The following is a 14054-nucleotide window of genomic DNA, read 5'->3' as shown; positions in this document are numbered from 1 at the left end:
GACACTCACTGCCTAAGAGCATGGAGGACACCGTCAATATTCTCTGCCATGATGGAAGAATAACTTCTTGTAGCCACTTCCAGAATATCAAAATCAACCGAAGGCAAACCCAGTTGCTCACTTAACATTTCAGCTGTTTTTGATGGTTCGTAAGGATTGAGTAAAAGCAGGCAATTTTGTTCGCTCTTCAGCGCTTCCATAAGAGCGGTAAGCTGCTTAGGAGAAATCTCTGCCTCCCCCACTTCCAAAGTCCCCAGAACGCGCCAACCATAATCCTGCTCCACATAAGTGAAAGCCGGATGCTGGGTCACAAAACAATACCCCCTGAGCTTTTCAAAGTTGGCGTCAAGCTCTTGTAGGGCAGCCATGAACTTTTCAGCGTTTTGTGCATGTACATTTTTTGTATTAGGGAACTGCTCATCCAGAAAGGATTGTATTTGTGGCACCCATGCCAAGACCCTTTTCGGTGAGAGCCAAACATGGGGGTCCTCAAGTCCTTCTGGCAGTAGGAAAAGCTTTGGCTTGCTCAGCTCGCTGACCATTTTCCTATCAGCTGAAGCACCCAGCGCAATGACAGCCTTTGACTGCTCGAGCACCCTAGCCACCGACGAGGTAAACTCCATATAGTGCGGATCACTTCCCAGCGGTGTAGCGTTTACGATTTCACCTTCAGCAGCGATCTCACTGGTCACAGCATAGGCAGGGCTCCCCAAAACAGCAACTTGTGAAACGGATTCTCTTCTTGTACATGACACCAAGAGTAAGCCGATGACGACACAAGCTACTACACGAAACATCTTTTCTCGGTGTGATTTGTTCACGATCATAATGTTAATGGTAACATTAAAAATAACATGTTTGGGGAATTAAATCTTTCTGAAGAAATGCTCAAACTACTAAACCAAATAGCTGTAAAAGGTGCGTACATATTCGTAGCTATTGCTTTCTTTATTGTTATCCAGCGCATTACTGCATCTCTAATAAACAGTTCAAAACAAAAACTTGAAGGTCGCCCAGGAATCTCAGGTATAAGCGTCAGTTTTTGGCTTTCCTTTCTTTATTACGTCATAGTTATTGTGGCATTCTTGGGAGCCCTGAGAATTGCAGGTATTTCTTACACCTCCATACTTGCAGGTGTCAGTATAACAGGACTCATCGTTGGGTTAGCTACTCAGAACATTCTCTCGAACTTGTTTGCAGGAATGATGATTCTAGCTCAGAAGCCTTTTGATATAGGAGACTCTGTGACAGTGGGAAACTACACTGGAACTGTAAAGGCCATCAATGTGTTAACTACCACTATTGAAACATTGGAGCGATTAGAGATAACCATGCCCAATAAGATGCTGGTAGATGGTGCCATTGTTAACAATACAAAAAGCCCTACGAGAATGTGGAATTTCTCCTTTTACGTAGATTGCTGGGAAAAATACCCCGATATAAAGGCCCACATAGTAAACTTACTTAAAGCTGATAAACGGGTACTGGAAGACCCCATTGTTTTTGGTGAGCTCACTGAAAAAGGCATAAGAATAACTGTTCGTGCCGTCGCAGAAACCAGTCAGTTACTTACTATGAGCCGCGAAACTCAAGACCACATCATCGACTTGTTGTCTGAATTGGGCTGTAAGCCTTTGGGGGTAACGGAAATTACCATTCAGGGAGGTAAATCGCGTAGTGAATGATGAGCAGCCTTATATGATCAAAAAAGATGGTGTCGCCGTAAGGTGTGGTGAGCAAGGAATTGAGCTGTGCATGGAAGAATCCGGCATGAGCCCCACAAAGGTTCTAAGCACGCTCATGGAAATGCGTATTAATGTAGAAAAACCCGAGGTGATTGTTGACGCCATAAAGAATCCTGGTTCATGGGTGGTGATAACTAAGGAACCCACAATCCCTGACGTGATGATCGAAATAACCGATGATGAAATGGAAGCCTATGCCACTTATCTACCAGGTTTTTGCTCATTTCAACTGAGTGAAGAAGAGATCCTTAAGTTGTTAAAAGATAAAAGTTTAGAACTTATAAGCGATGATGTGGCAAAAATGTTACTGCATGCTCCTTTAGAAAGAATTCTTGTAGCTAAAGGGGTGCCACCCGTGGATGGGGAAGACGCATCATTAGAATGGGTTTACCAAAAACCTGTTAACCCTGTAGCTGAGGACGCACAGTATGTTGACTTTAAAGAAATCATCTCCAAGTGGGATTATGTTACTGCCGGCACAGTTCTTGTAGAAAAGAACCCCCCTCAAAGAGGAACGCCGGGTAAAACTGTGAAGGGGCGTATAATCGCTGCTAAAGATGGAAGAGATATTGATTTAAGAAAGATGGCAGGAAAGAACACCTTGGTCACGGAAGATGGACTAAAGATCATAGCCAAAATAGATGGTGTTGTGGTAAAAGAAGGCACGCGCGTTAGTATTATCTCTCAGCTGATAGTATCTGGCGACGTGGATTACCACACAGGCAACATCGAAGATTTTGTGGATGCTGTACAAATAATGGGAACAGTAAGAGAAGGCTTTAAGGTGAAAGCGAAAACCAGTATACAAGTGCATGGCGTTGTGGAAGGAGCGCAACTAGAAGCGGGACAAAATATTAAAATAGACGGTGTGGTAGCTGGAAATGATAAAGCTGTTTTGGTAGCTGGAAATGCAGTAATGGCTCGCCAAATCACAAAGGCACGGGTTCAAGCGCCCATTGTAATTGCCGAAAGTGGTGTACTATTTAGCCATGTTGAATGCACCGATTTGTACCTTACACATTCGAAAGCACGCATAGCAGGCTCCACTGTTCTAGCTGAAAGATTCATTGTTGCCCCAAATGTAGGAAACGACTTAGCAGAGCGCGTAGTCTTGCAGATCACTGCTCCCAAAAGCCTAAATCAAGAGTACGAGTACGTAGCTCGAGTTTTGTCTGAGAAAAGAAAAGAATACAATGAGATACAAGAACTAGCAAAAAAATCCCCGACCATGCTAAAGTTGTATGAGGAAAAGATGGCTATGACAGCAACAGAAATTGAGACCTTGGACGAGCGCATAAAAGAACTTCTTACAAGGATACAGGATTCTCTAAAGAAAGCACGCATATTCGTCAGGGAAATAGTATATCCGAATGTGGAAATAAGGTTTGGTTCCAGTGTTTACTTAGTAAGAAATGAACTGTCTTTTGTCACCTTTGTTTTCGAAGATGGTCAAGTCAAGTTCTATCCATTTAGCAGTCCACCGCCCATACCGAGGGTGATCATATCAAGATGAAACGACTTTGTTTGGACATGGGAACACATAAATTCGCTGCCATGGAGGTAGATGATACCGGCAATATCGTTAAATACGCTATGCAAAAGCACAAATTTTCACTGCTAAAGAATGGGCAGATTGAGAACGTTCCCATGGCTGCAAAAGAACTTCGCGAATTTCTAGCCGAGAACGATTTCGACATGACCTTACCAGTCGTGACAGCTGTAGCTGGAAAAAGTATGATAGTCAAAACTGTCGAAGGCCGTAGAAGGATTACCTCCGATTTCGTACAACAAGAAGATGTGGATGATTTGCTTGCAGAAATCACAGAGAAGGCATCGCTGGAGGGATACCTTCTTTCAGACTTTGATGTTGCTAAATGGACATTAGATGACATGATCGTCGAAAATCCCATAGGACGCCATGGTCATAGTTTAGAAGTAACGTTGGTAATGCAGTTTTTTAGAAAAGACACTGTACTTTCCTTAATCAAGACTCTGCAGGAAGCAGGCTTAAAAGTGACCAGCATTTTTAGTGAGGCAGTAGCTAGCAAAGAAGCTGCAGTTAGAAAAGAACTGCGCTACTTCAATATTGCTTTGGTGGACGCGGGCGCCGGAACGTCGGACATCACCATATTTAAGGAAGGCAAAGTTTGTAATTTCGCTTCCATACCGATGGCAGGCCAATATATCACTGAACATCTAGCGCAGCGGTTCATGGTACCATTGGAGACTGCTGAGAAAATGAAAATAAAACCGGGTTTGAAAAGGTCCGTTGAAAACATTGTTGGAAAAAGAATACAAGTTGATCAAAACCTTATTCTTACATGCATACAGGACGCAGCATCAGTGCTTGCTTCTGCCTTGGCTGCGAAAATACTTGAAGCAAACAACGGTAAGGCACCTTCCGCAGTTGCCCTAGTGGGAGGTGCGGCACTTACGCCAAAGCTGGATGAGTTTTTGGCGCAAGCATTGGAGATACCAAATGAAATGGTCCACGTGGCGAAATTGTCTGCAAAAGGCGAGCTAAGCAAACCAGCATGGGCAGTTGCCTTAGGTCTAGCCATGCTAGAACCAAGACACAACGTAATCCACGCAGTAGTAGAAGATAAATTGGCTTTCTTTCTTACAAATGAACACCCAACAGTTAACAGTGCATTATTACGTGCTGGAACGGACGTAAACAGAATGCAGCAGCGCGACGTCTCCACCATTAGTATAAAGGTAGGTTCTGAACTACAAGAATTTGCTGTGTATGAGGAGAACGAGATAGAGCCATATGTTAATGGAACACCAGCCTCTTGGGGAACATTCCTAACCGATGGAGATGTAGTACGCTTCCAACTAGGCGGTAGAAAGCTTAAATTAGATCTGTACGTAATTGTGGAAGGCGAAATTAGACAAAAGCTTCCTCTGTCGCTTGTAGATGAAGAAGGACACATTGTAACTGCTCCCGAAAAAGAAAAGGTTTATAGACTGTTCCCCAGCACTAAGGAAGAGTTGGAAGATCTACTTTCACGTAAAGAGCACAGATTAGTGCGCCTAAGAGGACCCTCTTTAGTACAGCCAGGTAGCTTGTATAAGAAAATAGATTACACCTTTGTAACTGTAACTATTAATGGTGGACCAAGCCTCCAGGTACCAGTAGATGAAAAGGAGACTGTGGCAGACTTATTGGCCTTTCTTCTAGACAAAGGTTTAATACAATCCAAAGCCCTGTTTATAACGGACGGGCATAGGGAAATAGGGTATTCAGAACCAATAGCTCAGTTCTTGCAAATTATTATCGTCTACGATAAAATCCGTGGCTAATTAAAGATAAACCGTATTTACCAGGATCAAAGATGATTTCTGATGCCCCCACAAACAGAATTCCACCAGGTTTTAAAGCCTTAGCAAATTTCTGCCAAAGATACTCGTGCACGTCATGACCGAAGTAGATAACCACATTGCGGCATAGAATTAAGTCCATTTCGGACACTGGAAAATCGTCTTGAAGAAGATTGTGTTGTTCAAAACGAACCAAAGCCTTTATGCGAGGATGTACACGGTAGTTTCCATCCTCTTCGGTGAAATACTTCATATAACGCTGAGGCACATTTCTTATCTCGTTTTGTGTGTAAACACCTGCCTTGGCTCTCTCCAAAGCCCCTTTGTCGAAATCCGTAGCCCAAATCGGTTCATGGAAAACTTTGTGTTCTAAGAATACCATAGCCAATGAATAAGGCTCACATCCTATACTGCAACCAGCTGACCAACTCTTAATTCGGTTTGACGGTAAAGACTTTAGTAGTTCCGTAAGCTTCTCCCAGAAGGGGGGGTCTCTGAAAAACTCCGTGACGTTTATAGTGAGTTTGTCCAGAAACTCTTGGAACAATAAATCATCCTCAGCTAAACGCCTTCCCAGTTCGTCAATGGAACTTATCTTGTTCAGCCCCATAAAATACGTGATTCTTCTGCCGAGCGTGCTCTTACTGTAACCCGAGAGGTCCAGGTCGCGGTGTTTTCTTAACAACGCAATGAGCGGCTCAAGGTTCACTTCCACCACTTGATGATCTCCTCAACACGATAGGGTAAAACTTCCAGATGATCAATAGCATCTGCTAATCCACACTTCACCACTTCTCCAGGCATTCCCCAAACCACAGCACTTTCTTGAGATTCCGCTATAACTTTGCCACCTAATTGTTTGATGAATTTGCTTCCCTCTAGTCCATCCTTACCCATGCCTGTAAGCACTACACCCAGCGTTTGAGTTCCATAGGCTTCAGCGGCAGAAGCAAAAAGCAGATCAGCAGCTGGCTTTACCCCATTAACAGCAGGACCATCTATTATCTCAAGAACACCACCACTTACAACTCCGTGCTTGCCTCCAGTAATCACGTAAACTCTGTTAGGCTCAAGCTCTACTGTTGAAGTGGCTTCCATTACATCCAACTTAGTCGTCTTGCAAAGTTGCTCAGCTAAGCTTTTTGTAAAAAATGGGGGCATATGCTGCGCTATAACCACGGGAACATTAACACGCTCAAACTTGCCAAGAAATTTCCGAAGGGCCTGAGGGCCTCCGGTTGACGACGCTACCACAACGATGCCTTCTGCCTTACCCGGACAGTTAACCAGCTTAATCCCTGTTTTCAGTTCTGCCGTGTTAACTTGCTTTAAGACCTTTTCAGTAGATTCGACAGGTTTCTTCGAAAGCAGCACTTCAATTTTGGCAACTAGTTCGCGACTAAAGTCGTCTGCGAGCATACCACCCCAACCAGGCTTCAATATGAAATCAACAGCACCTTCTGAGAGAGCTTGAACAGTTATATCAGCCCCTTCCTGGGCCAATGATGAAAACAGAATCACGTAACCTTTTAAACTATCCCTGCCCTTTCTGAGAATATCAATGCCTGTACCGTCAGGCAGAACATAATCAAGGAGAATAACATCGTAAGGGTAAAGCCTTATTTTGACTAACGCCTCTTTGACACTGGATGCGGTATCACAAACCACATTCAAGTTTTTTTGTAGAATATCGCACACAACTTTGCTAACAAAAGTAGAATCTTCCACAACTAGAATGCGACCAGTGCTCCGCATGAGAAACTCCTTAAGTACCCATCATTTTGCTAAGGCGGTTCTTTAATTTGCTCCAAAAAGAAGGTTTATATGAACCAAGATCTTCTCCACTTTTCAGGAGGTTCTTAACTACGGTTCCCATATAAAACATGAATTCGTCAGACTGATGCAAATACTTTCCAAGCTCTTGATATCTAACCTGTTTAGAAATTTGTGGATCAAAAGGAATGGTACCCAGAATCTCTATTTCGCGGTTGAGAAACCGCTGAGCCATGGACTTTAAAGACACAGCAAGCACCAAATCGGATTGCACTTTTCTAACCATGTTCTCCAGAGCATAGATATTGCCATCATACCCCTCTTTGTGGAGAGTCTTGATGAGTGCGTAGGCATCCGTTATGGATGTGGCTTCTGGGGTAAATACCACAACTACTTCATCTGCGGCTATACAAAACTGCACAACCGTGTTTCCAATGCCCGAGCCGGTATCGATTATGGCATAGTCATATCTGGTTAGAACACCATCCAGTTCACGCCACAGTTTTTCAGTATCGCGCATACGCCAGAAAGTAGCTTCATAGACACCACTAACACCAGGAAGAAGGTCCAAATGCTCTTCCACACTCATGATGGCATTGTCAACGTCCGTTCTCCCCTTAACCACGTCCCACAGGTTGTATTCCACGGGTATACCTAAGGCCACATTCACATTTGCAGTTCCTAAATCAGCATCAACTAGTAGCACATCCTTCTTCATGTTCGCTAACACCATACTCAGTCCCAAGGCAACTAAGGTTTTACCGACGCCGCCCTTACCAGAGGAGACTGCAATAACCCTGGTCTTCCGCAATCGCCTTTCGGCCCTATTTACCTGCTCACTCTTCATAAAGACAAACCAACCATGCCTAAAACATTCTCTATGTCGGGGAACAAAAGATCATCTGGTACATTTTGCCCGTTTGTCAAGGCCAATGTCTTTAGTCCATTTTCAGCCATGAACTCCACAGCACTGCTTATGTTTTCTGCCTCATCCACTTTTGTGAGTATGAAATACTCAATGTGAAAAACCTTATTAAAGTACTCAAAAGCTTTTTGCATTTCTTCTTTTCTCAAGCCTGCATTTAGGCATAACACAGGAATCCATTCTTCAAGTTCGTCAAGATACATCTTTATTTCGGTAAGTTTGCCAATTTCCTTAGGGTTCCTGCCTATGGTATCTACAAAAACATAGTGGGCATCTGGCAACTTCGCAAGTACTTTCTGCATCTGGTGTGGTCGACGTACAACTTCCACAGGTAAGTTCATAGCTTTACCAAAAAGTTTTGTTTGTTCTACTGCACCAGCTCTGAAGGTATCGATGGTAACAAACCCAGAAGATACATTCCTTTCAAGCAACAGGTAACCTGCCAATTTAGCAGCAGTAGTGGTTTTTCCGACCCCGGTAGGCCCGAGCAGAACAACAACTTTTGGAAACGTTTGGAACTTTATACTTTCCAAACGGACAAACTCAAGTTTGTTACTTAGGTACTGACGTAAAGTATTTTTCCAATCTTCTGTAGGAACAGCCCTTGCTTTTACCAAAAGCTCCTTGGAAAACCCAGTTTGTCTGGAAAGTGCATCAAGCTCGTCTTCTTTCACCGCTAGTGCGCTTACTGCAGCATCCAATCTCTTGATTGCTTTTTCCAAAGCTTCAAGATTATCCAGGTTTCCTTTTGCAGAACTCTGCTCAATGCCGATAAGCAGCTCATAATAGGTGGGCCCAAAAACGTACTTGCGCTTCTTCCTAATTTCTAGGATCATGGCATCACTGCCATACTGACGCTTAACCATGTCCAGAGCACTTTGGATATCAGTGTCCTTTACCTTAATGACCTCCATTAAGCGCCCACACTTCCCACAACTACGTACTTTGCATCCATGATCTCATTATAAGACAAAACTGTTAACTCCTTTAGACCTTGCCTGCTAAGAAGCTCCCATAGTGCTCTTCGTATGCGTGGGTGCACCACCAGAACGGCGTTTTCTGCGTAGCTATGAGACATTTCCCATGCTTTCTTAATCTCGTCAATGATTTTTCTCAAATTTTCACCAGAAAGTGCAAATCCAATCTCCGATCCAGGTTGATAGCTTTCTATCAACGCTCGTTCCATATCTGGTTTCAAAGTAATAACCTTAATAGTCCCCTCTTCTTCGGCTAAGGTTTCCAATAAGTAGGGTACGCAGGCCTTTCGAGCCAGTTCTCCTGCTTCACGCAGGTCCCGACTAGCGCGCAATGAATCAGTAATAAGTTCAAAAACCCGCACCACATCTCGAACGGGCAAACGTTCCTGCAAAAGATACCTGAATACGAATTCCACATCGCCCAGGGAGGCTACCTGTTGAAGTTCTTCTACTACGGCAGGGTGAGAGCGTCCCACATAGTCTACAATGTCCTTGATATTTTGCCTAGTGATCAAATCGGCAAGGCTGCTCTTCAACACTTCACCCAGATGTGTAATAACAATGGTCCCGCAATCCACAACTGTTAAGCCTGCTGCCTCAGCTTTTAATTTGTCACTTGGGGGTATCCACTTTGCGTCCAGGTTAAAGACGGGTTCTTTGGTTGGAACCCCAGAGACTTTCTCAAGGTCACTCCCCTCTCCCATGGCAAGAAGAAGCCCCATCTCCAAAATACCTTCACCAGCGGTTACACCACGAAGTTTTATACGGTACTGATTAGGCTTAAGCCCCAGATTGTCATGTATACGAATTCCGGGTATGGGGAAACCAAACTCCTCGGATAAGTTCTTACGTAGCAGAGCAATACTGTCAAGAATGTCTTGTCCACTAGTAGTGTCGAAAAGTGGAAGGAGCTCATAACCAAACTCCAGTTCAACTGCGTCTACACCGACAAAACCTAACATGGCTTCGGGTTCAGACAGCTGCTCATACAATCTCTTTGCTTCCACTTGTTCGGGTAAAGCGGTTTCCGCGGCAGGTTTTGGTGTCCGGCCAAACCAAATAAGTAGCACGCCCAGCGGGATCAAGAGCAGTTTCGGCACGCCGGGTAGCAGTGAAGTCACCAGAAGGACAATGCCAAGTATTCTTACCAAACCAGGGAAAGCCATGAGTTCGGAAGTGATTTCTTCTCCCAAACTCTGTTCTGAAGAAACCCGAGCCACTAAAAGGGCGGCTGAAAGCGACAAAGCCAGTGAGGAAATAGCAATTTGCAGAGCAACGCCAATGGCAACGCCAAGATAGTGAAGCAAAGCATCCACAGCAGCCTCTCCTTTAAGCAGGCCAACCACCATTCCACCTAGAGCGTTAACCACAGCAGCTAAAGCCGAAGCCATGGTCTCCCCACGCACGAAGCGGGAAGCACCATCCATGGCACCGAAAAAGTCAGATTCCTTCCTAAGTGAATCTCTTTGTCGACGAGCTTCTTCTGGCGTAATGAAGCCAGCAGAAAGGTCAGCGTCAATTGCCATTTGGCGTCCTGGCATGGCATCCAACGTAAAACGAGCTGCTACCTCTGAGATACGCTGTTGACCACTGGTAATAACCATGTACTGCACAATGAGCAACACCACAAAGATCACCAAACCAACTACCCAATTACCTTGGCCCATGATAAGCTTTCCGAAAGCTGTAGCCAATGCGCCCGGATTACCTGTGACCAATATGGCTCGGGCACTGCTAACTATGAGCACTAAGTGGAAGAACACTGCAAACAACATTAAGCTGGGAAAAGAGGAGAATTCAGTAGCTGATCGTGTATAGAGGGAAATCATGAGTACAAGGAGCGAAAAAACAAGGTTAAAGGCAAACAACACATCCAGCACCATTGAGGGCACTGGAACCATTAGCATGAAGATGCCTACAATGACAAATAAGGTTGTGTACAAACCGCTCATGACTTGCTACTCTGCCTCTTTTTCTTCATGACTTCCACAAGCACAGCTGCTACTGCTTGATAAAGGTCAGGAGTTATGTAATCACCCACTTCCACTTTTCGAAAAATGGTCCTTGCCAGTTCTGGTCTGACTACCACGGGTACATTATACCTACGTGCCTCATCTTTGATCCGCTGAGCCAACCATCCAGCACCTTTAGCGACCAACTCGGGAGCAACCATGCCTTTTTCATAACGTAGGGCCACAGCATATTCCGTAGGGTTCGTGATGACCACGGTAGCTTTTTTAACATCAGCCAGGGAACGCCTCATAGCATATTGTCGCATACGGGAGCGAAGCCGTGCCTTAACAGTGGGGTCTCCTTCTATACTCTTCATTTCTTCTTTTACTTCCTCTTTTGTCATTTTTAGCGAGTTCCACCACCGACGTCTTTGAAATGCATAATCTGCAAGACCTATAAGCAAGTAAACCGCCACCAAATACAGCAGTATGTCAGTCAGAATAGATGCAGATAAACTCATAAATTGAATGGGATCTTGTGTGCCACTCATTATTCCAACTAGCCTGTCTTTTGCAAGAAAGTATGCTACCACCGAAAGCAGGATAACCTTTAAGAGACCTATACCCATTTGTTCAAGTGACTGCAAAGAAAAAATACGTTTAATGTTCTGTGCCGGGTTAAGACCGTCTAGTTTGGGTACCATTTTTTTTGGGTAAAGTCTTACTCCAGACAATACAAGAGTGGCAAGTACAACAGCTAATAAAGGAACTAACAGCACAGGCAAGGTGGATAGCAGTACCACTGCCAGATCATGCGCAGCAGTTTCTGGAGATACACTGTAAAACACACCAAACCACATACGTTGCCAACTAGACACAAATCGTGGGTAATACACACGCAGTATGAGCACAAAAACAAAAAGTCCAATAGCCCCGGTAAGCTCAGGGCTTTGAGGAACATTCCCTTCCTGGATAGCTCGTTCCAGGCGTCGCGGACTAGGTGGTTCTGTACGTTCTCCCTCTGGCATCCTCTGTTACCCCGCTGAAAGAAGTGAAGTAAGATACTGTACCGCCCAACGAGTCCAGTTTTGGGTAAAAACCTTCATAAGTGGTAGCATGGCGAACAGCAAAAGCAAAGCAACTGCTGTCTGCAAAGGAATCCAAACCACAAAAACTGGGAACCCCGATGCCCCCTTTGAAACGACACCCATGATGAATTCAAGCAATATGACAAGCACTACTATGGGAATGGCCACAGCTAGTCCCAGTGAAAAGACTCTCGTTAAGAATAAAGCAGGCTCCGAAAGAGCCAAATGAATGAAACTACCAGCTGGAATCAATCTGTAGCTCATTATTACAAGCGCTATGAAACTATCTAAGCCTCCACCTACCACGAAGACAGCTGCAGCCATGAGTGAAAAAAACTGAGTCATCACTGGCTGCGGTACAGAGGTAAAAGGATCAATAGCTGTCATCATTTGAAAGCCTGACATGATGTCCCAAAGATCCCCAGCGAACACCAGAGCCCAATATACGATACCACTGAAAATTCCTAAAAGCAGACCTAAAGCAAATTCAGTAATGTAAATCTGAACCCAGGAAACAGAGGTCTGCAAAGAAAGAACAGCCACAAAATCGGGAACAGATATGAGAGATATGGCAAAAGAAAGCACTGCTTTTGTCCTAAGATTAAAAAACCTTGTGGGTAGTATGGGAGTGGCAAGAACAAAACCTAAAAGTCTAAAAAAGACGGGCCAGAAACCTAAGGTAGCGTCTGCCATGCCGATACAACGCCGTTAAAGAACCTGACCATGACATTTACGACAGTACCACCAAAAAACAAAACCAGAAGCATGATGACCAAGAACTTCGGTACGAAAGCCACTGAAGGATCATGTATCTGTGTAAGAACCTGCAATATGCTTATGATAATGCCCAAAACCAAGGCCACAAGCAAAACAGGGCCCACAATGATCAGAATCTGGAGAACTGAGCTCCGAAACCAGCTGAATATGAAATCCGTCATCTGAAACTCCTCACAAGTCCCATTATCACTGTATCCCACCCATTAGCTGCAACGAAAAGTAGTATTTTCAAAGGTAAGCTGATCATGGCAGGAGGAATCATGAACATACCTAATGACATGAGAACCGATGCTATGATAACATCTAGCGCAATGAAAGGCAAATAAAGCAGAAGCCCCATGGTAAAAGCCGTCTTTAGTTCACTAACCATGAAAGCACTGGCCAAGGTTGTAAAGTTAGGGTTTTTAGGATCCGTTCCAGAAATTGATGCCATGGTGTTCAATTCTTCTGGTTTGACCTGTTTTAACATCCAATCACCCACAGGCTTCTCTGCAGCTGACAAAAATTGCTGAAAATCCATTTGGCCTTGACTGTAAGGCACCCATGCCTGCTGGTAAACCTGAGAGAAAACTGGACCCATAATCAAAAACGTAAGTATTAGAGCAAGAGCTGTGAAAACCTGAGCAGGAGGGAACTGCTGCAGACCAAGAGCACTACGCATAAAAGCAAAAACCACCAAAATCCTTAGAAAACTTGTGAAAAACATTATAAAAGATGGAGCCAATGTGAATACAGTAAGAAGAACAATGAGCTGGACCATAGATAGTCCGCCAGAACCTAGATTAATACTAATTAGTGGTGTTGCCGTCTGCATCTTTCAGTATTTTCTCAAACGTTGAACTTTGCCAGTCTGTACCAGCGTCCTTTTCGTCACTAGGCAAGAGTACAATCCTGATATGATTTCCGTTATCAGCCACCAGCACCTTTTGCTTATCAGCCACCAAAACCAGGAATACCCGCGTTCGAAAATCCAAGGAGACTGCATCCAATACCTTCAGCTGTTTCCCCTGAGCGGGTACGCGGAAATTGCCCAGCCAACGCCTGCCGTATCTACTTAAAAACCATAAAACGCCAATAAGAACAACAAAAAACAGCAGGAGGAAGAACCACTGCCAAAAACTACTCATCCCCCAGAGCCTTCCTTACCGCCTCTATAAGACGGTCAGGTTGGAATGGTTTTACCACAAAATCCTTTGCTCCCACTTGGATAGCCTCGATTACTAATTGCTGCTGTCCCATAGCAGTTACCATGATCACGTTAGCAGAAGGATCCATTTTCAGGAGTTCTTTAAGTGTTTGGATACCATCCATCTCAGGCATCGTTATATCTAACGTTACCAGATCCGGCTTAACTTTTTCATACAAAACTAAAGCTTCCTGTCCATTGGAAGCCTCTCCTGCAACCTCATAACCGTTCTGCGTTAAAACGTTCTTTATCATCATTCGCATAAAAGCTGCATCGTCCACAATTAAAACCCGTTTACTCATCTTAA

General features: G+C 44.2%; 15 protein-coding genes. 3 read left to right on the top strand and 12 right to left on the bottom strand.

Annotated elements, in window-relative coordinates; all coding sequences use genetic code 11:
- Positions 1-5: 5 nt before the first annotated feature.
- The gene (locus COPRO5265_RS01590) at positions 6-827 is read right to left on the bottom strand and encodes a metal ABC transporter substrate-binding protein (RefSeq protein WP_236608228.1); all 822 of its coding nucleotides are present in this window, start codon (positions 825-827) and stop codon (positions 6-8) included.
- A 27-nt stretch (positions 828-854) separates the two neighbouring features.
- Between COPRO5265_RS01590 and COPRO5265_RS01585 the strand changes: the two genes are divergently transcribed.
- From COPRO5265_RS01585 to COPRO5265_RS01575, 3 genes are read left to right on the top strand one after another with little or no spacing between them, the layout of a single operon-like run.
- Entirely contained in the window at positions 855-1685 is an 831-nt protein-coding gene (locus COPRO5265_RS01585) for a mechanosensitive ion channel family protein (protein ID WP_012543684.1), read from the top strand.
- Positions 1678-3258, top strand: a complete 1581-nt coding sequence (locus COPRO5265_RS01580; protein WP_236608227.1) for a DUF342 domain-containing protein — start codon at positions 1678-1680, stop codon at positions 3256-3258. Before COPRO5265_RS01585 ends, COPRO5265_RS01580 begins: the two co-directional genes overlap by 8 nt.
- Complete coding sequence (locus tag COPRO5265_RS01575; protein WP_012543574.1) at positions 3255-5051, top strand: cell division FtsA domain-containing protein; 1797 nt, start codon at positions 3255-3257, stop codon at positions 5049-5051. Before COPRO5265_RS01580 ends, COPRO5265_RS01575 begins: the two co-directional genes overlap by 4 nt.
- Here COPRO5265_RS01575 and COPRO5265_RS01570 read toward each other — a convergent pair.
- The 11 genes from COPRO5265_RS01570 to COPRO5265_RS01520 are packed head-to-tail and all read right to left on the bottom strand — an operon-like array spanning position 5023 to position 14049.
- Positions 5023-5787, bottom strand: coding sequence for a CheR family methyltransferase (locus tag COPRO5265_RS01570; RefSeq protein ID WP_012544010.1), 765 nt, complete (start codon positions 5785-5787; stop codon positions 5023-5025). The two genes, COPRO5265_RS01575 and COPRO5265_RS01570, sit on opposite strands and share 29 nt — an antisense overlap.
- A complete protein-coding gene (locus COPRO5265_RS01565) occupies positions 5775-6824 on the bottom strand; it encodes a chemotaxis protein CheB (RefSeq protein ID WP_012544213.1) in 1050 nt (349 codons plus the stop codon). The genes COPRO5265_RS01570 and COPRO5265_RS01565 overlap by 13 nt, the downstream gene beginning before the upstream one ends.
- 10 nt (positions 6825-6834) lie before the next feature.
- Complete coding sequence (locus tag COPRO5265_RS01560) at positions 6835-7689, bottom strand: AAA family ATPase (RefSeq protein WP_049750673.1); 855 nt, start codon at positions 7687-7689, stop codon at positions 6835-6837.
- A complete protein-coding gene (locus COPRO5265_RS01555; RefSeq protein WP_012544603.1) occupies positions 7686-8681 on the bottom strand; it encodes a flagellar biosynthesis protein FlhF in 996 nt (331 codons plus the stop codon). Before COPRO5265_RS01555 ends, COPRO5265_RS01560 begins: the two co-directional genes overlap by 4 nt.
- Entirely contained in the window at positions 8681-10696 is a 2016-nt protein-coding gene (locus COPRO5265_RS01550; RefSeq protein WP_012543780.1) for a flagellar biosynthesis protein FlhA, read from the bottom strand. The genes COPRO5265_RS01555 and COPRO5265_RS01550 overlap by 1 nt, the downstream gene beginning before the upstream one ends.
- Positions 10693-11724: an EscU/YscU/HrcU family type III secretion system export apparatus switch protein gene (locus COPRO5265_RS01545; RefSeq protein ID WP_012544426.1), complete on the bottom strand. Its 1032-nt coding sequence runs from the start codon at positions 11722-11724 to the stop codon at positions 10693-10695. Before COPRO5265_RS01545 ends, COPRO5265_RS01550 begins: the two co-directional genes overlap by 4 nt.
- A 6-nt stretch (positions 11725-11730) precedes the next feature.
- Entirely contained in the window at positions 11731-12477 is a 747-nt protein-coding gene (locus tag COPRO5265_RS01540; RefSeq protein WP_012544829.1) for a flagellar biosynthetic protein FliR, read from the bottom strand.
- Positions 12459-12722, bottom strand: a complete 264-nt coding sequence (locus tag COPRO5265_RS01535) for a flagellar biosynthetic protein FliQ (protein ID WP_012544147.1) — start codon at positions 12720-12722, stop codon at positions 12459-12461. The genes COPRO5265_RS01540 and COPRO5265_RS01535 overlap by 19 nt, the downstream gene beginning before the upstream one ends.
- Complete coding sequence (locus tag COPRO5265_RS01530; RefSeq protein WP_012543977.1) at positions 12719-13375, bottom strand: flagellar type III secretion system pore protein FliP; 657 nt, start codon at positions 13373-13375, stop codon at positions 12719-12721. Before COPRO5265_RS01530 ends, COPRO5265_RS01535 begins: the two co-directional genes overlap by 4 nt.
- Positions 13350-13688 (bottom strand): flagellar biosynthetic protein FliO, encoded by a 339-nt coding sequence (fliO, locus tag COPRO5265_RS01525; RefSeq protein ID WP_012544785.1) that lies wholly within the window; start codon positions 13686-13688, stop codon positions 13350-13352. Before fliO ends, COPRO5265_RS01530 begins: the two co-directional genes overlap by 26 nt.
- Positions 13681-14049 (bottom strand): response regulator, encoded by a 369-nt coding sequence (locus COPRO5265_RS01520; protein WP_012543641.1) that lies wholly within the window; start codon positions 14047-14049, stop codon positions 13681-13683. The genes fliO and COPRO5265_RS01520 overlap by 8 nt, the downstream gene beginning before the upstream one ends.
- Positions 14050-14054 lie beyond the last annotated feature (5 nt).

The organism is Coprothermobacter proteolyticus DSM 5265, from assembly GCF_000020945.1.
GTDB classification, from domain to species: domain Bacteria; phylum Coprothermobacterota; class Coprothermobacteria; order Coprothermobacterales; family Coprothermobacteraceae; genus Coprothermobacter; species Coprothermobacter proteolyticus.
The sequence above is the reverse complement of the archived record's forward strand: the minus strand, read 5'-3'. Positions and strand labels throughout refer to the sequence as shown.

Bases quoted from the DNA above. Each gene is read 5' to 3' on its own strand.
- COPRO5265_RS01590 (WP_236608228.1), bottom strand. From the start codon at position 827: ATGATCGTGAACAAATCACACCGAGAAAAGATGTTTCGTGTAGTAGCT.
- COPRO5265_RS01585 (WP_012543684.1), top strand. From the start codon at position 855: ATGTTTGGGGAATTAAATCTTTCTGAAGAAATGCTCAAACTACTAAAC.
- COPRO5265_RS01575 (WP_012543574.1), top strand. From the start codon at position 3,255: ATGAAACGACTTTGTTTGGACATGGGAACACATAAATTCGCTGCCATG.
- COPRO5265_RS01565 (WP_012544213.1), bottom strand. From the start codon at position 6,824: ATGCGGAGCACTGGTCGCATTCTAGTTGTGGAAGATTCTACTTTTGTT.
- COPRO5265_RS01560 (WP_049750673.1), bottom strand. From the start codon at position 7,689: ATGAAGAGTGAGCAGGTAAATAGGGCCGAAAGGCGATTGCGGAAGACC.
- COPRO5265_RS01555 (WP_012544603.1), bottom strand. From the start codon at position 8,681: ATGGAGGTCATTAAGGTAAAGGACACTGATATCCAAAGTGCTCTGGAC.
- COPRO5265_RS01550 (WP_012543780.1), bottom strand. From the start codon at position 10,696: ATGAGCGGTTTGTACACAACCTTATTTGTCATTGTAGGCATCTTCATG.
- COPRO5265_RS01545 (WP_012544426.1), bottom strand. From the start codon at position 11,724: ATGCCAGAGGGAGAACGTACAGAACCACCTAGTCCGCGACGCCTGGAA.
- COPRO5265_RS01540 (WP_012544829.1), bottom strand. From the start codon at position 12,477: ATGGCAGACGCTACCTTAGGTTTCTGGCCCGTCTTTTTTAGACTTTTA.
- COPRO5265_RS01535 (WP_012544147.1), bottom strand. From the start codon at position 12,722: ATGACGGATTTCATATTCAGCTGGTTTCGGAGCTCAGTTCTCCAGATT.
- COPRO5265_RS01530 (WP_012543977.1), bottom strand. From the start codon at position 13,375: ATGCAGACGGCAACACCACTAATTAGTATTAATCTAGGTTCTGGCGGA.
- fliO (WP_012544785.1), bottom strand. From the start codon at position 13,688: ATGAGTAGTTTTTGGCAGTGGTTCTTCCTCCTGCTGTTTTTTGTTGTT.
- COPRO5265_RS01520 (WP_012543641.1), bottom strand. From the start codon at position 14,049: ATGAGTAAACGGGTTTTAATTGTGGACGATGCAGCTTTTATGCGAATG.